Raw genomic sequence first — 22,108 nt, forward strand, 5'->3', positions numbered from 1 at the left:
CACCGCAGATTCTTCTGCGGTGCCGTCGATTTTCGTGCAGATTCGCGCCGCCCCGGTTCGTGTCGTCTCATCATTAACATTAGAAACACAAGTAACATCGCCTGGTGTCTCCTAGTCGCGGGCCGACGACGTTGCTCACCGCCATCGCGGCGACCGTCGTCATCGTGTCCTGGGTGGCGGACACGACGCGCGACCGCCGCACGGCCGGCCCGCCGCCGGCCCACGGCACCCAACTGGCCGAACAACCGCTGGTCGGGCTGGGCGGCGGCGTCACGGTTCGCGAGATCGGGCAGAGCACCCCGTTTTCCCTCGTGGCGCTCACCGGCGACCTGGCCGGCACGTCGACCCGGGTCCGAGCGAAGCGTCTCGACGGTTCGTGGGGGCCCTGGTACCAGACCGAGTACGAAACCGCGGCGCCCGACGGCGCGACGCCGGCCGGGTCCCTCGAGGGACCGCGCGGAACCGACCCGGTGTTCGTCGGCACCACCACCACCGTCCAGATCGCGGTCACCCGTCCCATCGATGCGCCGGTGACCCAACCGCCGCCCGCGCCGCCCAACGAGACCGGCCTCGGCTACAAGCCTGCGTCCCGGGAACAACCGTTCGGGCAGAACATCTCAGCCGTCCTGATCTCACCGCCGCAAGCGCCGTCGGAAACGCAGTGGACGCCACCGTCGGGGGTCTTGATGCCCGGCCAAGCCCCGGCCATCATCAGCCGGGCGCAATGGGGCGCCGACGAGTCGCTGCGTTGCGGTAGTCCGCAGTACGACAACGGGATTCGCGCCGGGGTGGTGCACCACACCGCGGGCAGCAACGACTACTCCCCGCTGGAATCGGCCGGGATCGTCAAGGCCATCTACACCTATCACAGCAAGACCCTGGGCTGGTGCGACATCGCCTACAACGCCCTGGTCGACAAGTACGGCCAGGTGTTCGAGGGCAGCGCCGGGGGGCTCACCAAAGCGGTCGAGGCCTTCCACACCGGCGGCTTCAACCGCAACACCTGGGGTGTGGCGATGATCGGCAACTTCGACGACGTACCGCCGACGCCGATCCAGCTGCGCACCCTGGGCCGGCTGCTGGGCTGGCGGCTGGGCCTGGACGGCGTCGACCCCAAGGGCACCGTGGCGTTGGAGTCGGCGGGTAGCCACTACACCACCTACCCGGCCGGTTCCGTCGCGACGCTGCCCACGATCTTCACCCACCGCGACGTCGGCAACACCGACTGCCCGGGCAACGCCGCCTACGCGCTCATGGACGAAGTACGCGACATCGCTTCGCATTTCAACGATCCGCCGGAGGAATTGATCAAGGCCCTGCAGGGCGGCGCGATTTACGACCACTGGCAGGCGATGGGCGGCATGAACAGCGCGCTGGGAGCGCCGACCTCACCGGAGGACAGCGCGGAGGGTGACGCCCGGTACGTCACATTCGCCAGGGGAGCGATGTACTGGTCGCCCGAAACCGGCGCCCAGCCGATCACCGGCGCGATCTACGACGCCTGGGCCTCGCTGAGCTACGAACGCGGTCCGCTCGGCTTGCCGACGAGCGCCGAAATTCACGAGCCGCTACGGATTACGCAGAACTTTCAGCACGGAACCCTTAACTACGATCGGCTGACCGGCAACGTCACCGAGGTCGCGGAAGGCATCACCACGCCACTGTCGACGGAGTCCCCGAGCGGTCCGACCGTCGCGCCCGAACACTTCTCGCTGCCGGCGCACCCCTCCGCCACTTAGCCGAAAAGCCCGCTCAGAGCCACCAGCGTTCCAGCACGCGCCCCACCCCGTCGTCATTGTTGCCTGCGGTGACCTCGTCGGCCGCACTCAGCACGTCGGGATGGGCGTTGCCCATCGCCACGCCATGACCGGCCCAGCGCAGCATCGGTAGGTCGTTGGGCATGTCGCCGAACGCCACCACCTCTTCGCTGGCGATCTGCAGGGGCCTGGCGATCTCGTCCACACCGGTGGCCTTGCTGGTGCCCAACGGCACGATTTCCACCAGGCCGTTGTTGGTGGAGTAGGTGATATCGCCCTCGATGCCGACATGCCTGGCCAGTGCGGCGGCCATATCGGCGCTGCGGGCGCCGCTTCGGCGGATGAGCAGCTTGATCGCCGGCGCGCTCAGCAGGTCCTCGATCGACACCTCGGTGTTGTCCGGGTTCAGCCAGGCATGTTCGTAGCCGGGCGAGCTGATGAACTGCGGGGTCGCCGTGTCGTGGGCGCGTTCACCGATTCGCTCGACGGCCAGGCCGGCGCCCGGGATGACGCGCGTCGCGAGCTCCGCCAGTTCGGCCAGCATGTCCACGGGCAGCGTGCGCGCCGACAGCACCCGGTCGGCCGCGGGGTCATAGATGACGGCACCGTTGGCGCACACCGCGATCGGCGCGAAGCCGAGCGCATCCACGACGGGACGTATCCAGCGCGGCGGCCGGCCCGTCGCCACGACGAACGTCGCGCCGGCGGCGGTGGCGGCACGCACGGCGTCGCGGGTGCGCGGAGTGATGGTTTCGTTGTCGTCGAACAGGGTGCCGTCGACGTCACAGGCGATGAGCGCCGGCAAAGTCATCTGACGGTTCCGCGTTCGCGGCTCGCCGGTCTGATCAATGCACTCCGCTCTGGTCCTGCCCCGGACGGGTCACGCCGTCGGTGCCGTATTTCTGCATTCGCGCCTGCAACTCCGACAGGCGGATCGCCCGGGAATCATCCTGGGTGGGCGCGGCGCCGCCGAGCCGCCGAGGCACCCAGAACTCGCCCTCGGGGTGCGGGTACTCCTCCTGCACCCGGTACAGCAGCGCGTTCATCGCCTCGCGCAGCGCCGCGTTGAGCTGCTCGGGTGTGCCGTGCGGCGGCAACGGCCGCCCTGCCGCGACGGTGATCGGAACCTTGTTGCGCCACACCTTCTTCGGATGATCCTTGGGCCAGATCCGATGGGCACCCCAGACGATGACCGGAACGATCGGCACCTGGGCGTCCAGCGCCATCCGGGCCGCACCTCTCTTGAATTCCCGAAGCTCGAAACTGCGGCTGATCGTGGCCTCGGGGTGCATCCCGATTAGCTCGCCGTCCCGCAGGCGCCGCGTGGCGAGCTCGAGCGCGTCGTGCCCGTTAGTGCGGTCCACCGGGATCAGCCTGGCGTGGTTGATGACGTAGTTGACCGCCTTCACGTCGGCCATTTCCGCCTTGATCATGAAGTAGGCGCGCCGGCGCCGCTCACGCACGGCAAGCAGCGTCGGCAGCCAGTCCAGGTAGCTGGTGTGGTTCTGCGCCAGCAGTGCACCGCCCGACTGCGGAATGTTCTCCAGCCCGCGATAGGTGAACTTGGTTCCCTGCATCGCGACCATGGGCGGGACGACCCATTCGCACAACCGGTAAAAGCCCTCAGGCATGTGTCCTCCTTCGACTACCGCGACGATCGTCCATCACGACCGGCGGCCCGGGCCGCGGCCTCGTCCGCCTCCATCCGAGCAGCCTCCGCCATGGTCGGTGCCCCACCGCCCAGCCGGTGCGGCGTCCAGTACGCACCCGGTTCGTGCGGATAGCGCTCCTGCACCTGGTGTAGCAGCGCGGTCATCGACTCGCGCAGGGCGGCGTCGGTCCGCGCAATGTCTTCGGCCGCCGCGACGGGCGCGCCCACCTGCACTTTAATCGGTACCTTGGTGCGGCCCAGTGCGCGCGGGTGGTCTTTGGTCCAGATCCGGTGCGCACCCCAGACGATGATCGGGATGATCGGAACGTCCGCGTCGACGGCCATGCGGGCGGCGCCCGTTTTGAACTCCTTGAGCTCGAAACTGCGGCTGATGGTGGCCTCCGGATACACCCCGACCAGCTCGCCCTCGCGCAGCCGCTGCACCGCCAGCGCGTAGGCGCCCGCGCCAGCACCGCGGTCCACCGGAATGGTCCGGGTGTGCTTGATCAGGAAGTTGACGATCTTCACCTGCTGCATCTCGGCCTTGATCATGAACCTGAGCCGGCGGCGCCGGCGATACACGGCCAGGGCGGCGGGCAGAAAGTCGACATAGCTGGTGTGGTTGATCGCGATCACGGCACCACCGGAGTCGGGGATGTTCTCCTCGCCGGCGTAGGAGATCCGGGTGTCGGTGGCCAGAACCGTCAGCCGAGCCAGGATCTCGAGCGTGCGGAAGACCGGTTCCACCATCGATCGCTACTCCGGCGCTCCCGCGGATCCGGCCCGGCGCGCCGCGCGAGCGGCCGCCTCCTCGGCGTCCATCCGGGCAGCTTCGGCCAGCGATGGGGCACTGCCGCCCAACCGGCGCGGCACCCAGAACTCACCCGCCGGATGCGGCCCATACATTTCCTGGGCCCGCTCCAGCAGATGCTGCATCCGCGAGTGCAGCAGCCCCTTCAGTTCCTCGACGCCCAGCGTCGGTTCGATCGGTTCACCGACGACGACCATGATGGGCACCTTGGGACGGAACAGCTTCTTGGGGTGCCCCTTGGTCCAGACGCGCTGCGCGCCCCAGACGATCACCGGAACGATGGGCACCCCGGCTTCGACGGCCATCCGCGCCGCACCCGACTTGAATTCCTTGATCTCGAAGCTGCGGCTGATCGTGGCTTCCGGGTAGACGCCGACCAACTCGCCGTCCTTGAGGTTCCGGACCGCTTCCTCGTAGGAGGCGGCCCCGTTCTGCCGGTTCACGGAGATGTGCCGCAGGCTGCGCATGAGCGGCCCGGTGATCTTGTGGTCGAACACCTCCTGCTTGGCCATGAAGCGCACCTTGCGGCCCAGACCTTGCTGGTAGGCGGGCAGCCCCGCGAACGTGAAATCGAGGTAGCCGGTGTGGTTGATGGCGATGACCGCTCCCCCGCTCTTGGGCAGGTTTTCGGCGCCCGTGACCGTGATCTTGAGACCCTGTATGCGCCATATCAAGCGGGCAAGTTGAATGACAGTCCCGTATACCGGTTCCACAGCTGATCAGCCTAGTGCTCCCGGCTGTGAGTCAGCCCCTGAGTCAGCCGAAGTGCCGAAAACCGAGACGCCGTCCCGCGCTAAGCTCGGAGGCTGAAAAAGCCGTTACCCGGCCGCGGGCCGCGCAGGTCCCTTGAGCGGCCCCAGGAAGGTGTTTGTGCAGGTCACAAGCGTAGGTCACGCCGGATTTCTGATCGAGACGCCCGCGGGCAGCATTCTTTGCGACCCCTGGGTCAATCCCGCGTACTTCGCGTCCTGGTTTCCGTTCCCCGACAACAGCGGCCTGGACTGGGACCGGCTGGGGGACTGCGACTACCTCTACGTGTCGCACCTGCACAAGGACCACTTCGACGCCAAGAATCTTCTCGAGCACGTCAACAAAGACGCGGTGGTGCTGCTGCCCGACTTCCCGGTGCCGGACCTGCGAAACGCGTTGCAGGAGCTGGGTTTCTACCGGTTCTTCGAGACCAGCAACTCGGTCAAGCACCGGGTCAGCGGCCCCAAGGGCGACCTCGATGTGATGATCATCGCCCTGCGGGCGCCGGCCGACGGCCCGCTCGGTGACTCGGCGCTGGTGGTTTCCGACGGCGTGACGACCGCGTTCAACATGAACGACGCCCGGCCGGTCGATCTCGACATGCTGAGCTCGGCTTTCGGACACATCGACGTGCATATGCTGCAGTACTCCGGCGCGATCTGGTACCCGATGGTGTACGACATGCCGGCCCGCGCCAAGGAGTCGTTCGGTGTCCAGAAGCGGCAGCGGCAGATGGACCGCGCCCGCCAGTACATCGCCCAGGTGGGCGCGACGTGGGTCATCCCGTCGGCCGGGCCGCCGTGCTTTCTGGACCCGGATTTGCGTCATCTCAACGACGACCACGGCGATGCGGCCAACATCTTTCCGGACCAGATGGTGTTCCTCGACCAGATGCGCACCCACGGGAGCGACGGCGGCCTGCTGATGATCCCCGGCTCGACCGCGGACTTCACCGGCACCACCCTGAATGCGCTGCGCCATCCGCTGCCCGACGATCAGGTCGAGGCGATCTTCACCACCGGGAAGCGGGCCTACATCGCCGACTACGCCGAACGGATGGCGCCGGTCGTGGCCGCCGAGCGCGCGAGCTGGGCGCCCGCCACCGGGGAACCACTGCTCGAGCCGCTACGTGCGCTGTTCGAACCGATCATGTCCCAGAGCGACGAGATCTGCGACGGCATCGGCTATCCCGTCGAATTGGTGATCGGCCCGGAGACTGTCGTGCTCGACTTCCCGAAACGCGCCGTGCGCGAACGGATTCCCGATGAGAAGGTGCGCTACGGTTTCGCCATCGCGCCGGAGTTGGTCCGCACCGTACTGCGGGATCGGGAGCCGGACTGGGTGAACACCATCTTCCTGTCCACCCGATTCAGGGCGTGGCGCGTCGGCGGCTACAACGAATACCTGTACACGTTCTTCAAGTGCCTGACCGACGAACGGATCGCCTACGCCGACGGCTGGTTCGCCGAGGCGCACGACGATTCGTCATCGGTCACGCTGGACGGCTGGGAAATTCAGCGCCGCTGCCCCCATCTCAAGGCCGACCTGTCGAAATTCGGTGTGGTGGAGGGCGATACGTTGACCTGCAACCTGCATGGCTGGCAGTGGCGATTGGACGACGGGCGGTGCCTGACCGCGCGGGGTCACCAACTGCGAAGTTCGCGAGCATGAACGAAAGCCCAGGCCGGTCTTACGACGACGGGTTGGTTCAGTTGGACCGCGCGGCGATCACGCTGCGCCGCTATCACTTTCCTTCCGGAACGTCGAAAGTGATTGCGCTGGAGTCGATTCGTGGATACAAGGCCGAAGGGCTGGGCCTGCTCACAAATCGGTTCCGGATCTGGGGCAGCTCGGACTTGCGTCGCTGGCTGCCGCTGGACGTGAGCCGGCCGTTCAAGTCGACCTTGGTCACGCTGGACGTGCCCGGCGTCCGGCCCAGCCCCGCCTTCACGCCGGCGCGACCGGAAGAGTTCACCGCACTCCTGGATGAGCTGCTAGGTCAGCGCGGTTAGCGTCGCGCGCGAGTGCGCAAAAGTCCGGCTGCGACTGCCGTCGGCGACCCCGGCATACGCCAGGACGACTGGGCGAGTTTGAGTCAGGGGCCGAGCTGGCTGCGGTACGGTTGCCCAGCATGTGGATCACTGTGCTGGTGCTGGCCGGCTCGGTGATCTTCGAACCGATCCGCGTCGGTCTGATGGTCCTGCTGCTCAGCAGGCGGCGCCCGCTCATGCAAATGCTCGCGTTCTTGTGTGGTGGCTTCGCCATGGGCGTCGGCGCGGGTCTGGTGGTGCTGTTCGTCCTCCGTGCCGCGCCGGTCGTTGGCCACTTCAGCGTGGCGGACGTCCAGATCGCATCCGGGCTCGCCGCTTTGCTCGTTGCCGTCGTGTTGGCGACCAATGTTGTGCGACGCAGGGTTGTCCATGTCCACCCCGCACCGGCGGATGCGGTAATCGGCCGCAGCGGTGACGTTGCCCTCGACGAAGGGTCGGCACCGAGCGGACGGCGGCGGCTGGCCGAAAGCGCGCGAATCTTCTTGCGCGGTGACTCCCTAGCCGTCGCAGCGGTCAGCGGGGTTGGGGCGTCGTTGCCGTCGGCGAACTACATGGGCTCGATGGCCGCCATCCTCGCCGCGCACGCCGCGCCGGCCGCGCAGGTGCAGGCGTTGGTCGCCTTCAACGTGGTGGCGTTCGCCGTGGCCGAGATCCCGCTGGTCGGATATCTGGCGTCGCCGCAGCGCACGCGCGCCGTCATGGCCGGGCTGCAGAACTGGCTGCGATCCCGCGGCCACCGCGACATCGCCCTCTTGGCGGCGGCCGGGGGCTGTTTCATGCTCGTCCTCGGGCTGATCAACCTCGCTGCGCGTTAGCGGCCCACCTACAGCTTTTCGATCGGCCTTGAGAGCCGGTGTGAACAGCCGTCCCTAGGTAGCGCGCTCGGCGAGCGCCTGCCGGGCCGCGTTGTACCCGGGGATGAACGTGATGCCGGGTCCGCCGTGGCAGCCCGCGCTGCCCAGGTACAGACCCTCGATCGGAATCGGCTGACCCCGAAATCCCTTCGGGCCGGGCCGGTTCGGCCCGATCTGGTTCGGGTTGAGCAGTCCGTGGCAGTAGTCGCCGCCGGGCGCGCCGAACATCACGCCCATGTGCTTGGGCGTGAAGGTGGTGTGCCGGATGATGCTTCGTTCGAAGTTGGGCGCCAACCGGGTGATCTTGTCGATCACCCGCTGGCCCATTTCGACTTTCGCGTCGCCATAGTCGGCACCACCCTCGATCGGGAACCACAACGCGAACGCCGACGCGGCGTGTTTGCCCGCGGGTGCCAGGTCCGGGTCGTTCTGCGTGGGTATCTGCAACACCACCGTCGGGTCGGCCGGGACGATGCCGCGCCGGCAATCCTCCCACTGCTGCTGCACCTCCTCCGGCGTGCAGAACAGGCCTATCGACGCCTGCATCGCGGGATCGTTGAGCGCCTCGTAGGGTGCGGCGAATTCCGGCGCTTCCTCGAGCGCGAAGTGCATCTGCAGGTAACTGCCGCGGTGATCGGTGCGGGCATACCGCTCCCGGATGTCGCCGGGCAGCAGGGCCGGGTCGATCAGATCGTTGAGGGTGGTGTCGGGCGCGATGCCGGAGACGACGATCGGGGCCGTCAACGTCTCGCCACCCTCGGTGCGCACCCCCCTCACCCGCCCGTCCTCGACGAGGATCTCGGTCACCTTGGTCCGCAGCCGGACCTCGCCGCCCTGGCTCTCAAGCAGCTCACCCAGGTGGGAGGTGAGCGCCCCAATGCCGCCGCGCAGCTTCTTCATCTGCATGGTGTCGCCGTCGGGGACGCCCAGCCCGAACGCCAGCGCGGCCGCGCTGCCCGGCGTGGCGGGCCCGCGATAGAGGGTGTTGACGGCGAGCACGGTCATCGAGCCGCGCAGCGCGCCGTGCTTCTCGCGGTCCGGAAGGTAGCGGTCCAGCACGTCGGTGACCGAACCGAACAGCATGTCGTCGATGGCCGACCGTTCGAATTCGTTTGTCGCGCAGGCATACATCTCGTCGTAGGTCTTGGGCTCCGTTCCGGCTTCGAAGCGGCCCAGCGCCCGGGTGGGCGCCTGGCTCCAGGCCATCAGCCCCGCCATCCCGTTGACGGCGTCCGCCCCGTGCACCTCGTTGAGGTGGGTGAACAACTTGATGGGGTCGCTGTACTGGACCAGCGGATCGTCACCGACGCCGCGCACCGCAACCGACATCACGTCCAGGTCGATCGTCGGCAGGGTGTCCAGGCCGAGCTCGTCGACCACCACCTTCGAAGTGGGAAATTGCACCGAGCCCGCGATCTCGAACCGGTACCCGTCGAAAAGCTCCACGGTGGAAGCCATCCCGCCGGCGTACAGCTTGGAATCCAGACACACCGTCCGCAGTCCGGCCTTCTGCAGCAGCACCGCCGCGGCCAGACCGTTGTGCCCGGCACCGATAACTATCGCGTCATATTCAGTCATGTCCTGCCCTCCAGCAATGGAGGCTGGCACGGTCGCAAAGTTTTGTCAATTATGACGAAACTTTATCCCGCCTCGGCGGCCCAGGCGTCGGCGATGCCGGCCCTCAGCGATTCCAGCGCCGCGTGGCACATCCGCGCCAGCTCGCCCAGCGACCGATCCTCGCCCAGCATCCAGAACTCCATCGCGCCGAAAACTCCTGCCGCGATGCACCGCGCGATCACCGCCGCGCGCAACCGCCCATCCAGCGTCCTGCTCGCCGCGCAGCTACGCCGGTGCAGCTGTGCCTGGATGACGCCGGAGAAGTCGGCCTCGACTTCCTGCATGTGCCGAACGATGCGGCCGGGATCAAGCTCCCCACCCCGCAACGCGGCTATTTTGGTCACGGCCTCAACGTCATACGGGAACGAGAAGATGGCCGATTGCACCGAGTCGATGATCGGCTCATCGGCGGGCCGGGCATCCAGCGCGGCACGAAACCAGTTCAGTCCGGTGTAGTCGGCAAACAACAGATCGTGCTTGGACTTGAAATGGCGATAGAAGGTCCGAAGCGAGACCCCGGCGTCCGCCGCGATCTGCTCGGCCGAGGTCTCTTCGACACCCTGGGCCAGGAATCGCACCAGGGCGGCCTGGATCAACGCCTCCCGGGTGCGCTCGCTGCGCACCGTCTGCGCCGGCCGGACCATGCAAGTACGGTACCTCAGCCATCTTTTGTCAGTATTGACAAAACTTCGGCTCTGGGGTGAGACTGCGGCCATGGTCTCGCTTCTTGTGCATGCAGTTCTCGGGCTCAGTGTCATCGGCTGGATCGTCGCCTCGAACTCGAAGGTCTTCGCCCGGCCCGCCGGCGGGCCGTTGTTTTCCCCGCTCGAATGCGTGTATTACGTCGTCGGCATCGCTTCGGTCGCGCTGGGCTGGTATTTCAACGTCACCTACGTCCAGCAGTACTCGCACGGCTCCACCAATCCGCTGTGGGGCGAGCACGGGAGCTGGGCCGAATACATCAAGCTGATGTTCACCAATCCGGCCGCGGACTCCGCCAGCCAGGACTACACGATCGCGAATGTGATTCTGTTGCCGCTGTTTACGATCGTGGACGGCTACCGCCGTGGGCTCAAGCACCCGTGGCTGTACTTCGTCTCCAGCCTCTTCACCAGCTTCGCGTTCGCGTTCGCGTTCTACTTCGCCACCATGGAGCGGCAGCGCCGGCACGAGCAATCCCGCGAGACGGTCGACGCCTAGTTTCCGTCCGCCCAGCGCCGGGCCCACTGGTCGAGGGGATCGAGCGCCTCGCCCAGCGACCGGCCGACCTCGCTGAGCTCGTAAGACTGGTCGTCGCGCTGGACGACCAGGCCCGCGCCCGACAGTTCGCCGAGACGGTCATACAAGACGCTGGGAGACATCCCGTCGCAGCGCTCCCGCAACGACCTCGCCCCCAACGGACCGTCGCGAAGCTCCCACAGGATCCGCAGCGACCAGCGCCGCCCGAGGAGATCGAGGGCCGCCATGAGCGGCCGCCCGGTCGTCGACCCCCGCACGGGGCGCCCCGGTCGAGCCACCGATTGACGTTTCGGATTCCGTAACGTAGCTTTCTTGTCCATGGTTACGGAAATAGTAACGCCTCGCATCGACGCCCTCGACCCGCCGTACGACGCCGCGGTGGCGGCCCTACTGCAGAAGATGATGCCGCCGGACGTGCCGCCCATCGCCCTGTTTCGCGTCGTGGTGCGCAACATGCCGATGGCCGAGGCCATGACGCTCTGGGGCGGTTACGAGCTGAGCCGCGCGTTGTCGCTGTCCCTTCGCGACCGCGAGATCGTGATCGACCGCACCTGCGCTCGCTGCGACTGCGAGTACGAATGGGGCGTGCACGTCGCGTTTTTCGCGGACAAGGCCCGTCTGGATCGCGCGCAGGTCCACTCCCTGACCCACGGCGGAGCCGACGATCCGTGCTGGACGGCCGAGCGAGATCGCCTACTCGTCCGCGCCGTGGATTCGCTCTACGACCGTCGAGACATCGACGATGCCCTCTGGACGGCGCTGCGCGCCGAATTCGACGAAAGCCAGATCCTCGACCTCACGATGCTGTGCGGCTGGTATCACGCGATCAGTTTCACCGCGCGTTCCGCCCGGGTCCCGCTCGAGGCGGGCAGCCCTACTTTCAGGTCGGTTTGACGGCGCGCCACCGTTGCCGCCCACCTAAGGGGTGGATCTGGACATCGGCGAATCCCGCGTTGCGCAACCGCGCGCCCAGATCATCGGGCGCGATCGGGTTGTAGGTGTCGGCGATGTGCAGCAGCCGGAAGGACAGCGACGGGACACCGTCGCTGCCGGCGAACACCCCGCCCGGCCGCAGCACCCGGAACGCCTCCGCGAAGAGCCGGTCCTGCAATTCGGCGCTGGGCACGTGGTGCAGCATGGTGAAGCACACCACCGAGGTGAAGTGATCGGCGGGCAGCCCGGTGTCCGCGCCGTCGCCGTGGATGATGCGGGCCCGATCGCCGTAGCGGCGCTCAAGGCGGTCGGCCATCGCGGCGTCGACCTCGACGGCGGTGAGCGAATCGGCCCTGTCCAGCAGGGCGCGCGTCGTCGCCCCGTATCCCGGGCCGATTTCCAAAGTCCGCGAACCCAATTCGACGCCGTCCAACGCCCAGGGCAACAGCTGCCCCGCCACCGCCTTCTCCCAGGCCGCCGAGTTACACCGGCGCCGGTGCAGAAGATTCATTCCCATAACCGCGACGTTAGGCGCGCCGGAGGAAGGCGCACTTCCGATATCCTGCCGATTTATGTCGGAAATCAGCCATCACGGGCCGGCGACATCATCGCTGGCGCTGCCGCCGGGGGCCCGGATCGATCGGCATCGGCATCCCTTGCACCAAGTGGTCTACCCGTCCTCAGGCGCGGTCTCGGTCACCACCCCGGCCGGCACCTGGATCACGCCGGCGAACCGGGCGATCTGGATCCCGGCGGGCTGCTGGCACGAACATAAGTTCCACGGCCCCACGCAGTTTCACGGGGTCGCACTGGATCCCCGTCGCTATCGCCGCGGGCCGGCGGCGCCCGCCGTGCTGGCGGTCAACCCGTTGATGCGGGAACTCATCATCGCGTGTTCGCAGACTGATCGGACCGACAGCGACGAGCACCACCGGATGCTGGCCGTACTGCACGATCAGTTGCGGGCGACCAGTGCCGGCGAGCCGCTGTGGATTCCCACGCCCGTCGACGGCAGGCTGCGCGAAGCGTGCGCGTTGATCGCCGACAATCTGGCCGCGCCGTTAACGCTGCCGCAGATCGGCCGGCGGATCGGCGTCAGCCAACGCACCCTGACCCGACTGTTCAGCGACGAGCTGGCGATGACCTTTCCGCAATGGCGCACCCAGCTCCGCCTGCAGCGCGCCTTGGTGCTGCTCGCCGAGCGGCACGACGTCACGTCGGTGGCAGCCGAATGCGGTTGGGCCACAACAAGTGCCTTCATCGACACCTACCGGCGCGCCTTCGGTCACACCCCGGGCCGGCTGACGAAGGCGCGCTAGCTAGCTGATCGGCTCGAGCAGCTCGGTGCCGACGAAGGGCACCAGCGCGTCGGGCACGCGCACGCTGCCGTCGGCCTGCTGGTGGTTCTCCAGGATCGCCACCAGCCACCGGGTGGTGCCCAGCGTGCCGTTGAGGGTGGCCGCGGTCTGCGGCTTGCCGTTGTCGTCGCGGTAGCGCGTCGCGAGCCGGCGCGCCTGGAAGGTGGTGCAGTTGGACGTCGAGGTCAGCTCGCGGTAGGTGCCCTGCGTGGGAACCCATGCCTCGCAGTCGAATTTGCGGGCGGCCGAGGACCCGAGATCCCCTGCCGCGACGTCGATCACCCGATACGGCACCTCGATCTGGGCCAGCATCTCGCGCTGCCAGCCCAGCAGCCGTTCGTGTTCGGCCTCGGCTTCGGCGGGCGTGCAGTAGACGAAGCCTTCGACCTTGTCGAACTGATGCACCCGGATGATGCCCCGGGTGTCCTTGCCGTAGCTGCCGGCCTCCCGCCGGAAGCACGACGACCACCCCGCGTAGCGCAGCGGTCCGCCGGACAGGTCCAGGATCTCGTCGGCGTGGTAGCCGGCCAGCGGCACCTCGGAGGTGCCGACCAGGTAGAGGTCGTCGGCCTCGACCCGGTAGATCTCGTCGGCGTGGGCGCCCAGGAACCCGGTGCCGGCCATCACCTCGGGGCGCACGAGCACCGGCGGGATCATCGGGATGAAGCCGTTGTCGACGGCCAGGCGCAGCGCGAGCTGCAGCAGCCCGAGCTGCAACAGGGCGCCCCGTCCGGTCAGGAAGTAGAAGCGCGAGCCGGATACCTTGGCGCCGCGTTGCATGTCGATCAGCCCCAGCGACTCGCCGAGCTCGAGGTGGTCCTTCGGGTCTTGCAGCTGAGCGGGCTCGCCCACCACCTCCAGCACGCGGTATTGGTCCTCCCCACCGGCAGGCACCCCGTCGATGACGACGTTGGAGATCGTCATGTGTGCGGCGGTGAACGCCGCCTCGGCCTCGGCCTGCTCGGTCTCGGCGGCCTTCACCTGCTCGGCCAACTCCTTGGCGCGCGCCAGCTTGGCGGGGCGCTCCTCGGGGGACGCGGCGCCGACGCTCTTGCTGGCCGACTTCTGTTCGGCGCGCAACGCATCGGCCGACGAGATCGCCGCCCGGCGGGCGGCATCGGCCGCCAGCAGCGTGTCGACCAAGGTGGGATCCTCGCCCCGGCTGGTCTGTGACCGGCGTACGACGTCGGGGTTTTCGCGGAGCAGCTTGAGGTCGATCACGGCCCTGAGACTACTTTCACCGGCACTGCACACTGCGCGGTGCACCCACCCCGCCAGGTCCCAGGACTCACATCCGTAACTTTTGTCACACTCCACAGCCGCTCCTGTCAGAATGGAGCCGATGTCGCCAGCGCCCGAGACGGACCTTCCGGAAGCCCCGGAGTCCGATGCCCCCTCCGCCGAGCCGGAACAGCCGCAACCCGGCTTCCGGTGGCCACGCAGTCTGCAGGCCCAGGCGACTCGGCGCGCCCTGTTGCTGACCGCGCTGGGCGGCCTGTTGATCGCCGGGCTGGTCACCGCGCTGCCGGTAAGCGGCACCGGCGCGGGGCGGCTGTCCGGTTATCTCGACGGCAACCCGGTGCCCACCACCGGCAGCAAGAGCGACGCGGCCTTCAACAAGGCCTCCAGCGGTGACTGCCTGATCTGGCCGGACGCCACCCCGGAGTCGGCGAAGATCGTCAACTGCGCCGACGACCACAAGTTCGAAGTCGCCGAATCCATTGACATGCGGACGTTCCCGGGCGCCGAGTACGGCCCCAACGCCGCTCCCCCCTCGCCCGCCCGCATTCAGCAGATCACCCAGGAGCAGTGCGAGTCCGCCGTGCGCAACTACCTGGGCCCCAAGTTCGATCCCAACAGCAAGTTCACCGTCAGCCTGCTGTGGCCCGGCGACCGGGCGTGGCGCCAGTCCGGCGAGCGCCGCATGTTGTGCGGGCTCCAGCTGCCCGGCCCCAACAACCAGCAACAAGCCTTCAAGGGCAAGGTCGCCGAGGTTGACCAGTCCAAGGTCTGGCCGGCCGGCACCTGCCTGGGCATCGACTCGACGACCAACCAGCCGGTCGATGCGCCGGTCGAGTGTGCGGCGCCGCACGCGATGGAGGTGACCGGCACGGTCAACCTGGCCGAGAAGTTCCCCGGCGCGCTGCCCGCGGAGCCCGACCAGGACGGGTACATCAAGGATCTGTGCACCAAGATGACTGACGCCTACCTGGCGCCGGTCAAGCTGCGCACCACCACCCTGACGCTGATCTATCCCACCGTGCCCTTGGCCAGCTGGACGGCCGGCAGCCGCGAAGTCGCCTGCAGCATCGGCGCGACCTTGGGCAACGGCGGCTGGGCCACCCTGGTCAACAGCGCAAAGGGCCAGCTGCTCATCAACGGTCAGCCGCCGGTGCCGCCGCCCGACATTCCCGAAGAGCGGCTCACCATGCCGCCGATACCGCTCCAGGTGCCGGCCCAGGCTCCGCAGAGCCAGGCCAGCGCGCCCCCGGAGATCCCGCCAAACAATCAGCACCTCCCGGGTCAGCAGCCGGCGGTAGCGCCCCAGGCGCCCGCCTCGGACACCCCGGCTCCCCAGGCACCGCAGCCCCCACCCCCGGCGGACGCCGGGGCGCCGCCGCAGGCCCCGCCACCGGCGGACGGCGGGGCGCCACCGCCGGCCAACCCGGCGCCGGAGGCGCCGCCCGCGCCGCCAGCCGGGGGCTAGCCGCGTGCCCGCGCGGATGGATCCCCAGCGGTTCGACGAACTGGTGTCCGACGCGCTCGACCTGATCCCGCCCCAGCTGGCGGCGGCGATGGACAACGTTGTGGTGCTGGTCGACGACCGCCACCCCGAGGACGGCGGACTGCTCGGGCTGTACGAAGGGGTCGCCCTCACCGAGCGCGACTCGGACTACGCCGGATCGCTGCCCGACGCCATCACCATCTACCGCGAGGCGCTGCTGGACGTCTGCGATTCCGAGGACGACGTCGTCGAGGAGGTGGCGATCACGGTGATCCACGAGGTCGCCCACCACTTCGGCATCGACGACGACCGGCTGGAAGAACTGGGCTGGGCCTGACGGCCTGTCAGCCGTGCCGGATTTATGGGCGCGGCATCCCGGATTTGTCCGCCACCGGTGCTATGAACGGGTTATGAGTGCTGACTGCCGCGACTGCCGGGCAGGCTTAGACCACTGTCACGGCACCATCATTCGCCATTCCCTGCGCCGCTCGGAGTGCACGGAGCCGGATTGCTTCAGCCCCGAGCTGTTGCCGCACGCCTTCGTGATCGACTGCGACGCCGTCGGCTGCGAGTGCTTCGAAGCGGTCGCGCTGGCCGTTTGACCGGCCGTCAGCCCATCGGGTCGGTGCTCGAGTGCACCGCGTCCGCGACGGGACTGGCCTCGGGCTCGGGGTAGAACGGCGGCGTCAGGGTCCCCCATCGCACGCAGCTCCACCGCCCGTCGGTGATCGGGGCCAACACCACCGATTCGGCGTTGTCCAGGTGGTTGTCCAGCGCGAAGCCGGCATCCACGCCCGCCAGCACGGCGGCGGCCAGTCGAATCGCCGCACCATGGCTCACGACGACGATGTCGCCCGTCCAGTCGTGGTCGTCGAGGTAGCGCAGGCGCAGGTCGGTGAGCACGGGCACGTAGCGGCCCAACACGTCGTTGCCGGTTTCTCCGCCGGGCAACGGAACGTCGAGATCACCGTGATGCCATTGCTCGTAGATCGCGTTGAATTCCGCGACCGCGTCGTCGTCGTTGCGGTTTTCCAGGCCACCGACCTGGACCTCGTGAATTCCGCTCACTTCGACGGCGGCCATCTCGAGCTCGCCGCCGATGACACCGGCCGTCTGCGACGCGCGGATCGCCACCGAGTGCGCCAGCAGCCCGGGCCGTCCCGCACCGCGCGCAAAGGCGCGGGCCTGGTCGCGGCCCAGCGGCGTCAGCTCCGCCCCCGGCGGCCGGGTGTCCAGCCTGCGTTCGACGTTGCCGTACGACTGGCCGTGTCGCAAAAGCACCAGCCGGCCGGTCACAGCTCGATTCCCCCGGCCGCCGTTTCGGGTTTTCCTTCTCGTAGCCGCGCCAGCCAGCGGGCCGCCTCGTCGGCCGGCGGCGGCAACACCCCGGCGGGCGAGCCGGTCGGCCAAGATCCCAGGTATCGCACATCGGCACAACGACGGTGCAGCGCTTTAAGTGCCTCGGCGACGGCGTCGTCGTCGATGTGGCCCACGCAGTCGGCGAAGAAGACATAGGTGCCCAGCGCGGTACGGGTCGGCCGAGATTCGATCCGCGTCAGGTCGATGCCGCGGATCCCGAATTCGGTGAGCGCGCCCAACAAGGCACCCGGGGCGTTGTCGATCCGTAAAACCACCGCCGTTCGGTCCGCCCCGGTGCGGGGCGTCGGCGGGCCCGGCAGGCCCACCAGGAGGAAGCGCGTGCGGGCGTTGGGCTCGTCGACCACCCCGTCGGCCAGCGCGGCCAGTCCCCAGCGGGTAGCGGCTAGGGGCGAGGTCACCGCGGCGTCGGCCTGTCCCTCGGCCACCTGCCGCGCCGCGTCGGCATTGGAATACGCCGGCCGGGGCTGGGCCTCGGGCAGGTTGGCGGCCACCCACCGCCGCACCTGCGCCGCCGCCACGGGGAAGGCCGCCAGGGTGCGCACGTCGGCGGCGGTGCGGCCGGGTTTGACGACGATCGTGAACGCGACATCCAGGGTTGTCTCGGCGAAGACCTGCAGGGGCGAACCGATGGCCAAGCTGTCGAGCGTGGGCGTCACCGACCCGTCGATCGAGTTCTCGATCGGGACGCAGGCGTATTCGGCGCCGCCGTCGCGCACCGCGTCCAGCGCCGCGGCGGTGCTGTCGATGGGCACTCGCCGGACCTCGTCGGGACCCTGCCCTGGGACCAGACCGGCGGCCGTGATCTGCAACAGCGCCGCTTCGGTGAACGTCCCTTCCGGGCCGAGATAAGCGATGCGGACCACGCCCCAACCCTAGCGGCGACCGCCGCCAAACCGCTCTTGCGCCGCCTCGCCATCTAAGTTAACTTAGGCTTACCTAATCTAAGGAGTACGGTGTTACCCCTGACCTGCCCCGCCCCGACGACGGCCGAACGTATCCGCAGCGCTTGTGTCCGAGCCGGCGGCGCCCTCCTGGCACTGGAGTCCGCGCCCGCGCGCCAGGACCCCGTCGTGACGCCCGTGCATCACCTGCTGCCCGACGGGTCGTTCGCGCTGGCGATCCCCAGTGAGCGCGAAGACCGACCGGAGGGCGCCGTCGCCGGATCGCAGGCGCTCCTGGAGTTGACCGACTACGCACCCCTTCCGCTGCGGGAGCCGGTGCGCTCGCTGGTGTGGGTGCGCGGGCAGTTGCACGAATTCCACCCGGCCGAGGTCGCCGAGACGGTCGACCTGATCGCCGCCGAGTGGCCGCACCCCGCATTGCTTCAGGTCGACACCCCGCGGTGCGCGCCGTCCGACGGGCAGGAACCTCGCTACACCCTGGTCCGGCTGGAGGTCGCATCCGTCGTCGTCACCGACGCCACCGGCGCCGAGCCCGTCAGCGTGGCGGATCTCCTGGCGGCCCGGCCCGACCCGTTCTGCGAGATCGAGTCGAACCTGCTGTGGCATCTGGACACCGCACACAGCGACGTCGTTGCGCGGCTGGTGTCCCGGTTGCCCGCGCCGCTGCGCCGCGGGCAGGTGCGCCCGCTCGGATTAGATCGCTACGGCGTGCGGTTCCGCGTCGAAGGCAAGGACCGCGACCACGACGTCCGGCTGCCGTTCCACAAGCCCGTGGACGACATGACCGGGCTGAGCCAGGCCATCCGCGTGCTGATGGGGTGCCCGTTCATCAACGGCCTGCGCGCCCGCCCGTAGTCCAACCCGTCGTGTCCGGCGGCCCCGGCCGCGTACGTTAACCGGGTGAATGGCGATCGACCACCGCACCGGCCCGAACCGCGCACCGAGCCGTCACCGGTGATTCGCCGCGGGGCCCCCCGGCCGGCACCGGCCGAACAGACCACGCCGCTGCGTCGGCCAACACCGCCGCCTCCACCCCCGTCGCCTCGCACCGTCGAACCGTCGCGCCCCCGTCAACCGCCCGGACCTCCGCCGCGGCCCACCGCCGCGCGCACGCGCCGCAGCCGTGGCTGGCGCCGCTGGATACGAGCGGTCGCGTCGGCCCTGGTGATCGGCGTGCTGCTGGCCGGCATCGGCGTCGTCTGCGGCGCAGTCTGGTTCGACAGCAGGCTGCACCGCGACGAGATCCTGGCCGACTACCCGGGACGCCCCGCGCATGGCCGCGGGACGAACTGGTTGCTCGTCGGCTCGGATAGCCGCCAGGGGCTCAGCCCCGAACAGCAGGAGGACCTCGCCACCGGCGGCGACATCGGCAGCAGCCGCACCGACACCATCCTGCTGGTACACCTGCCCGAGCTGTGGTCCGGCGGCCGGGTGACGATGGTGTCGATACCGCGCGACTCCTACGTCCCGATCCGCGGCCACGGCAAGGACAAGATCAACGCCGCCTTCGCGATGGGCGGGGCACCCCTGCTGGCGCAGACGCTGGAGCAGGCCACCGGGCTGCGCCTCGACCACTACGCGGAGATCGGATTCGGCGGATTCGCCGGCCTGGTCGACGCGTTGGGCGGGGTGACGGTATGCCCGACGACGCCGCTCAGCGACCCTTTGGCCGGCATCGACCTGCCGGCCGGTTGCCAAAAACTCAACGGCCGCAACGCCCTCGGGTACGTCAGGACGCGTGACACCCCCCGGGCGGATCTGGACCGGATGGTCAATCAGCGGCAGTTCGTCGCGGCGCTGCTGCACGCCGCCGCCAGCCCCGCGGTGTGGCTCAACCCCTGGCGCTGGTACTCCGTGCCGCACGCACTCGCCGACGCCCTGACCGTCGACCGCGACGACCACGTGTGGGACCTGGTCCGCCTCGGCTGGGGGCTGCACGGCTCGCCCACCACCATGACCGTCCCGATCGGGGAGTTCACCAGCGGTGACGCCGGATCGGTGGTGGTGTGGAACCACGACGAGGCCAGCCGGCTGTTCGAGGCGCTGGCGGCGGACGCCCCGGTGCCCACCGCTCCGCCGGACTAACCGCCCGCGCGGCCGTTCTCCAGATACGCCTTCGTGCGACCCGGGTGGTGGGTGGCAAGCCAGGCCACCCCGACGTCGCGGCAGAAGTCGAGGTCTTCGTACTCGTCGACGTTCCAGCAGTACACCGCCCGGCCCTGGGCGATCGCGCGGTCCGCGAGCTGGGGATATTCCTTCAACGTCGCCAGCGACGGGCCGACGGCGGTGGCACCGACGGCCGTGGCCGCGCCGCTGGTCAGGTAGCGCGCGGTCTTGCCGAGCAGCACGGTCGGAAGCAGCGGCGCGGCTCGCCGGATGCGCCAGACCGCGGCCGCCGAGAACGACATCACCACCGCGCGAGACCGGTCGGCGGAGGCGGGCGCGGCGATGCCGAACCGCTGCAGCAGCGCGAGCAGCTTGGTCTCCACCAGCGAGCCGTACCGCACCGGGTGCTTGGTCTCGATGAAGAGCTTCACCGGCCGATGCCAGTCCAGAACGAGGGAAACCAGGGCGTCCAGCGTCAACAAACTCGTATCGCCGTGCGTGCCGTCTTCGCGCCAGCTGTCGTGCCACGCGCCGTACTCGAGCTCACGCAGCTCGGCGAGGGTCATGGTGCTGACCAGGCCGGCCCCGGTCGAGGTCCGGTCCAGCCGGCGGTCGTGTACGCACACCAGGTGGCCGTCGCGGGTCAGGCGCACGTCGCATTCCACGCCGTCGGCGCCCTCTTTGAGGGCGAGGTCGTAGGCGGCCAGCGTGTGTTCGGGTCGCGCGGCTGACGCGCCGCGGTGGGCCACCACAAAGGGGTGCCCGGCGAGCACCTCCTCGGCCCACGTCATACGCCTAATGCTGCCGCTTCCTGACCCTCGAGCTCAACCGGACGTGCTGCTGGCGCGTCCGCAACGACGACCCAGCGGTGCGCGGGGCGTTCGACCGGTTTGCGCTCGAACCCCTCGAAGACCCTGGCGGCCGCGGCGACCGTGAGCGCCGCGATCAGGTAAGCGAAAACCATCGTGATGGTGTTATTGGCGATGCCTTGGGCGTCCCCGGCGAAGCTGGTGATCATGGCGAAGACGGAGGCCAGGTAGCTGGCGACCCAGGCAATCCACCACTCGACGATCGGTCGGCGTATCCGGGTGTAGTGCTCTTCCAGGATCGCCAGCTCGATGACGTAGACCGGCGCCCACAGCAGGTTGGCCAAGGGCACTACACACCCGGCCCACAACGCCCGGGTGGACCGCGGCTCCGGCAGGCCGTGATGGGCGAACACGGCGGCGCGCCGCGCGATGAGCCAGCGGATCAGCACCGCGCCGGAGGTGAACACCGCCGCGATCGCGCTCACGCTGGCCAGGATGCCGAGCCAGTCCGCCCCGGCGGCGACCCACGAGTTCAGGAGGGTGTTCCGGTTGACGACCAGCAGGACGTAGCGCACGACATAGACCAGGGCGGCGACGCCGAGGACGAGCACGCTCACGAACAGCGTGGTGCGGATCATCGCTGCCGATGGCGCAGCGTGCGCGGGCTTTTCGAGTGCGGCTGGGGCTTGCCCGACGCGGTCGTCCAAGCCCCAGCGCGGCATCACTGCATAACGCGGGGTGGGGCCGAGGGGACGTCTTGTGTGCCGGGTGGGCGGCGCGGCGCCGGGACGCACCGCTATCCAGCGAAAGCCCGGTGGTAGCCGTGGCGGGGTGCGCTGCCAGCCCCGAGCCGCGGACGGTCGGCTCGGCGCCGCGGCGGTGGGTGCGCTCCACCCCGGACCGGGGGCCGGCGCATCCGACAGGGGCGCCATCAGTGCGCCCTGACAACGGGGACACCACGCGCGTTGCCGCTCGCGCACGTTCCACCGAGTGCCGCATTGGGAGCACACCTGGATCACCGGACTAGCGTAACCGCGCGCCGATGCGCGCCGCGGGACACTCAGCGATGGCCGGAGTGGGGCCGGTCGGCTATCTACTCAGCCATTACGGCCTATCCACAGTTTCCACAGGTTTATCCACATGGCTTTAGTGGGTAAGGGAAGCG

At 68.8% G+C, this 22,108-nt stretch carries 24 protein-coding genes and 1 pseudogene; 12 read left to right on the forward strand and 13 right to left on the reverse strand.

Annotated features, from left to right (window positions below):
* Positions 1-104: 104 nt before the first annotated feature.
* Positions 105-1,739 carry an LGFP repeat-containing protein gene (locus A5756_RS14695; protein ID WP_197505779.1) on the forward strand — a complete coding sequence of 545 codons (1,635 nt, stop codon included), beginning with the start codon at positions 105-107 and terminating at the stop codon, positions 1,737-1,739.
* A gap of 13 nt (positions 1,740-1,752) precedes the next feature.
* Here the strand turns inward: A5756_RS14695 and A5756_RS14700 are convergent, their stop codons facing one another.
* Genes A5756_RS14700 through A5756_RS14715 form a run of 4 tightly spaced genes read right to left on the reverse strand, consistent with a single transcriptional unit; the run spans position 1,753 to position 4,932 of the window.
* Positions 1,753-2,568: a Cof-type HAD-IIB family hydrolase gene (locus tag A5756_RS14700; RefSeq protein ID WP_066953466.1), complete on the reverse strand. Its 816-nt coding sequence runs from the start codon at positions 2,566-2,568 to the stop codon at positions 1,753-1,755.
* A gap of 34 nt (positions 2,569-2,602) precedes the next feature.
* The gene (locus tag A5756_RS14705) at positions 2,603-3,388 is read right to left on the reverse strand and encodes a 1-acyl-sn-glycerol-3-phosphate acyltransferase (RefSeq protein ID WP_066953468.1); all 786 of its coding nucleotides are present in this window, start codon (positions 3,386-3,388) and stop codon (positions 2,603-2,605) included.
* Positions 3,389-3,402: 14 nt separating this feature from the next.
* Complete coding sequence (locus tag A5756_RS14710) at positions 3,403-4,158, reverse strand: 1-acyl-sn-glycerol-3-phosphate acyltransferase (RefSeq protein WP_066953470.1); 756 nt, start codon at positions 4,156-4,158, stop codon at positions 3,403-3,405.
* 6 nt (positions 4,159-4,164) lie between these two features.
* Positions 4,165-4,932 (reverse strand): 1-acyl-sn-glycerol-3-phosphate acyltransferase, encoded by a 768-nt coding sequence (locus A5756_RS14715; protein ID WP_066953472.1) that lies wholly within the window; start codon positions 4,930-4,932, stop codon positions 4,165-4,167.
* A gap of 157 nt (positions 4,933-5,089) precedes the next feature.
* Between A5756_RS14715 and A5756_RS14720 the strand changes: the two genes are divergently transcribed.
* The 3 genes from A5756_RS14720 to A5756_RS14730 all read left to right on the forward strand — a co-directional run bounded on the left by A5756_RS14720 (position 5,090) and on the right by A5756_RS14730 (position 7,835).
* Positions 5,090-6,640, forward strand: a complete 1,551-nt coding sequence (locus tag A5756_RS14720; RefSeq protein ID WP_066953611.1) for an MBL fold metallo-hydrolase — start codon at positions 5,090-5,092, stop codon at positions 6,638-6,640.
* A complete protein-coding gene (locus tag A5756_RS14725; protein ID WP_066953474.1) occupies positions 6,637-6,981 on the forward strand; it encodes a hypothetical protein in 345 nt (114 codons plus the stop codon). Before A5756_RS14720 ends, A5756_RS14725 begins: the two co-directional genes overlap by 4 nt.
* Positions 6,982-7,100: 119 nt before the next feature.
* Complete coding sequence (locus tag A5756_RS14730; RefSeq protein ID WP_066953476.1) at positions 7,101-7,835, forward strand: GAP family protein; 735 nt, start codon at positions 7,101-7,103, stop codon at positions 7,833-7,835.
* A 54-nt stretch (positions 7,836-7,889) separates the two neighbouring features.
* Here A5756_RS14730 and A5756_RS14735 read toward each other — a convergent pair whose 3' ends face one another.
* Both A5756_RS14735 and A5756_RS14740 read right to left on the reverse strand, forming a co-directional pair.
* Positions 7,890-9,452, reverse strand: coding sequence for an NAD(P)/FAD-dependent oxidoreductase (locus A5756_RS14735; protein ID WP_066953478.1), 1,563 nt, complete (start codon positions 9,450-9,452; stop codon positions 7,890-7,892).
* A gap of 62 nt (positions 9,453-9,514) precedes the next feature.
* Positions 9,515-10,135, reverse strand: a complete 621-nt coding sequence (locus A5756_RS14740; RefSeq protein ID WP_066953480.1) for a TetR/AcrR family transcriptional regulator — start codon at positions 10,133-10,135, stop codon at positions 9,515-9,517.
* A gap of 70 nt (positions 10,136-10,205) precedes the next feature.
* On the opposite strand from A5756_RS14740, the gene A5756_RS14745 reads away from it, so the two are divergent.
* Positions 10,206-10,691 (forward strand): DUF2834 domain-containing protein, encoded by a 486-nt coding sequence (locus A5756_RS14745; RefSeq protein WP_066953482.1) that lies wholly within the window; start codon positions 10,206-10,208, stop codon positions 10,689-10,691.
* Here A5756_RS14745 and A5756_RS14750 read toward each other — a convergent pair.
* Positions 10,688-10,957 carry a helix-turn-helix domain-containing protein gene (locus tag A5756_RS14750; RefSeq protein ID WP_232005351.1) on the reverse strand — a complete coding sequence of 90 codons (270 nt, stop codon included), beginning with the start codon at positions 10,955-10,957 and terminating at the stop codon, positions 10,688-10,690. The genes A5756_RS14745 and A5756_RS14750 overlap by 4 nt on opposite strands.
* Positions 10,958-11,048: 91 nt before the next feature.
* Here A5756_RS14750 and A5756_RS14755 point away from each other — a divergent pair, with 91 nt between their 5' ends.
* Positions 11,049-11,624 carry a carboxymuconolactone decarboxylase family protein gene (locus A5756_RS14755; RefSeq protein ID WP_066953486.1) on the forward strand — a complete coding sequence of 192 codons (576 nt, stop codon included), beginning with the start codon at positions 11,049-11,051 and terminating at the stop codon, positions 11,622-11,624.
* Here A5756_RS14755 and A5756_RS14760 read toward each other — a convergent pair.
* A complete protein-coding gene (locus tag A5756_RS14760) occupies positions 11,611-12,180 on the reverse strand; it encodes a class I SAM-dependent methyltransferase (protein ID WP_066953488.1) in 570 nt (189 codons plus the stop codon). The two genes, A5756_RS14755 and A5756_RS14760, sit on opposite strands and share 14 nt — an antisense overlap.
* Positions 12,181-12,235: 55 nt before the next feature.
* Between A5756_RS14760 and A5756_RS14765 the strand changes: the two genes are divergently transcribed.
* Positions 12,236-12,982: a helix-turn-helix transcriptional regulator gene (locus tag A5756_RS14765; RefSeq protein WP_066953490.1), complete on the forward strand. Its 747-nt coding sequence runs from the start codon at positions 12,236-12,238 to the stop codon at positions 12,980-12,982.
* On the opposite strand, the gene serS is transcribed toward A5756_RS14765, so the two are convergent.
* Positions 12,983-14,242, reverse strand: coding sequence for a serine--tRNA ligase (serS, locus tag A5756_RS14770; RefSeq protein WP_066953492.1), 1,260 nt, complete (start codon positions 14,240-14,242; stop codon positions 12,983-12,985).
* A 112-nt stretch (positions 14,243-14,354) separates the two neighbouring features.
* Between serS and A5756_RS14775 the strand changes: the two genes are divergently transcribed.
* The 3 genes and pseudogenes from A5756_RS14775 (at position 14,355) to A5756_RS14785 (ending at position 16,348) form a co-directional block, all read left to right on the forward strand.
* On the forward strand, positions 14,355-15,728 hold the full coding sequence (locus A5756_RS14775; protein WP_066953494.1) for a septum formation family protein: 1,374 nt from the start codon (positions 14,355-14,357) through the stop codon (positions 15,726-15,728).
* 4 nt (positions 15,729-15,732) lie between these two features.
* Positions 15,733-16,160, forward strand: a pseudogene (locus A5756_RS14780) (metallopeptidase family protein).
* On the forward strand, positions 16,157-16,348 hold the full coding sequence (locus A5756_RS14785; protein WP_066953499.1) for a hypothetical protein: 192 nt from the start codon (positions 16,157-16,159) through the stop codon (positions 16,346-16,348). Before A5756_RS14780 ends, A5756_RS14785 begins: the two are co-directional and overlap by 4 nt.
* A 7-nt stretch (positions 16,349-16,355) precedes the next feature.
* Here A5756_RS14785 and A5756_RS14790 read toward each other — a convergent pair whose 3' ends face one another.
* Positions 16,356-17,042, reverse strand: coding sequence for a histidine phosphatase family protein (locus A5756_RS14790; protein WP_066953501.1), 687 nt, complete (start codon positions 17,040-17,042; stop codon positions 16,356-16,358).
* The gene (pheA, locus tag A5756_RS14795; RefSeq protein WP_066953502.1) at positions 17,039-17,989 is read right to left on the reverse strand and encodes a prephenate dehydratase; all 951 of its coding nucleotides are present in this window, start codon (positions 17,987-17,989) and stop codon (positions 17,039-17,041) included. Before pheA ends, A5756_RS14790 begins: the two co-directional genes overlap by 4 nt.
* Positions 17,990-18,079: 90 nt before the next feature.
* Between pheA and A5756_RS14800 the strand changes: the two genes are divergently transcribed.
* Entirely contained in the window at positions 18,080-18,883 is an 804-nt protein-coding gene (locus tag A5756_RS14800; protein ID WP_066953505.1) for a DUF2470 domain-containing protein, read from the forward strand.
* A 45-nt stretch (positions 18,884-18,928) separates the two neighbouring features.
* Positions 18,929-20,113, forward strand: coding sequence for an LCP family protein (locus A5756_RS14805; RefSeq protein WP_066953507.1), 1,185 nt, complete (start codon positions 18,929-18,931; stop codon positions 20,111-20,113).
* On the opposite strand, the gene A5756_RS14810 is transcribed toward A5756_RS14805, so the two are convergent.
* Both A5756_RS14810 and A5756_RS14815 read right to left on the reverse strand, forming a co-directional pair.
* The gene (locus A5756_RS14810; RefSeq protein ID WP_066953509.1) at positions 20,110-20,925 is read right to left on the reverse strand and encodes a glycerophosphodiester phosphodiesterase; all 816 of its coding nucleotides are present in this window, start codon (positions 20,923-20,925) and stop codon (positions 20,110-20,112) included. The genes A5756_RS14805 and A5756_RS14810 overlap by 4 nt on opposite strands.
* Positions 20,922-21,962: a DUF4328 domain-containing protein gene (locus tag A5756_RS14815; RefSeq protein ID WP_082960038.1), complete on the reverse strand. Its 1,041-nt coding sequence runs from the start codon at positions 21,960-21,962 to the stop codon at positions 20,922-20,924. The genes A5756_RS14810 and A5756_RS14815 overlap by 4 nt, the downstream gene beginning before the upstream one ends.
* Positions 21,963-22,108: the final 146 nt, after the last annotated feature.

The sequence above is a fragment of the Mycobacterium sp. 852002-53434_SCH5985345 genome (assembly GCF_001667155.1).
GTDB lineage: Bacteria > Actinomycetota > Actinomycetes > Mycobacteriales > Mycobacteriaceae > Mycobacterium.

Bases quoted from the DNA above. Each gene is read 5' to 3' on its own strand.
- A5756_RS14700 (WP_066953466.1), bottom strand. From the start codon at position 2,568: ATGACTTTGCCGGCGCTCATCGCCTGTGACGTCGACGGCACCCTGTTC.
- A5756_RS14705 (WP_066953468.1), bottom strand. From the start codon at position 3,388: ATGCCTGAGGGCTTTTACCGGTTGTGCGAATGGGTCGTCCCGCCCATG.
- A5756_RS14710 (WP_066953470.1), bottom strand. From the start codon at position 4,158: ATGGTGGAACCGGTCTTCCGCACGCTCGAGATCCTGGCTCGGCTGACG.
- A5756_RS14725 (WP_066953474.1), top strand. From the start codon at position 6,637: ATGAACGAAAGCCCAGGCCGGTCTTACGACGACGGGTTGGTTCAGTTG.
- A5756_RS14730 (WP_066953476.1), top strand. From the start codon at position 7,101: ATGTGGATCACTGTGCTGGTGCTGGCCGGCTCGGTGATCTTCGAACCG.
- A5756_RS14735 (WP_066953478.1), bottom strand. From the start codon at position 9,452: ATGACTGAATATGACGCGATAGTTATCGGTGCCGGGCACAACGGTCTG.
- A5756_RS14740 (WP_066953480.1), bottom strand. From the start codon at position 10,135: ATGGTCCGGCCGGCGCAGACGGTGCGCAGCGAGCGCACCCGGGAGGCG.
- A5756_RS14745 (WP_066953482.1), top strand. From the start codon at position 10,206: ATGGTCTCGCTTCTTGTGCATGCAGTTCTCGGGCTCAGTGTCATCGGC.
- A5756_RS14750 (WP_232005351.1), bottom strand. From the start codon at position 10,957: ATGGCGGCCCTCGATCTCCTCGGGCGGCGCTGGTCGCTGCGGATCCTG.
- A5756_RS14755 (WP_066953486.1), top strand. From the start codon at position 11,049: ATGGTTACGGAAATAGTAACGCCTCGCATCGACGCCCTCGACCCGCCG.
- A5756_RS14760 (WP_066953488.1), bottom strand. From the start codon at position 12,180: ATGGGAATGAATCTTCTGCACCGGCGCCGGTGTAACTCGGCGGCCTGG.
- A5756_RS14765 (WP_066953490.1), top strand. From the start codon at position 12,236: ATGTCGGAAATCAGCCATCACGGGCCGGCGACATCATCGCTGGCGCTG.
- A5756_RS14775 (WP_066953494.1), top strand. From the start codon at position 14,355: ATGGAGCCGATGTCGCCAGCGCCCGAGACGGACCTTCCGGAAGCCCCG.
- A5756_RS14785 (WP_066953499.1), top strand. From the start codon at position 16,157: ATGAGTGCTGACTGCCGCGACTGCCGGGCAGGCTTAGACCACTGTCAC.
- A5756_RS14810 (WP_066953509.1), bottom strand. From the start codon at position 20,925: ATGACGTGGGCCGAGGAGGTGCTCGCCGGGCACCCCTTTGTGGTGGCC.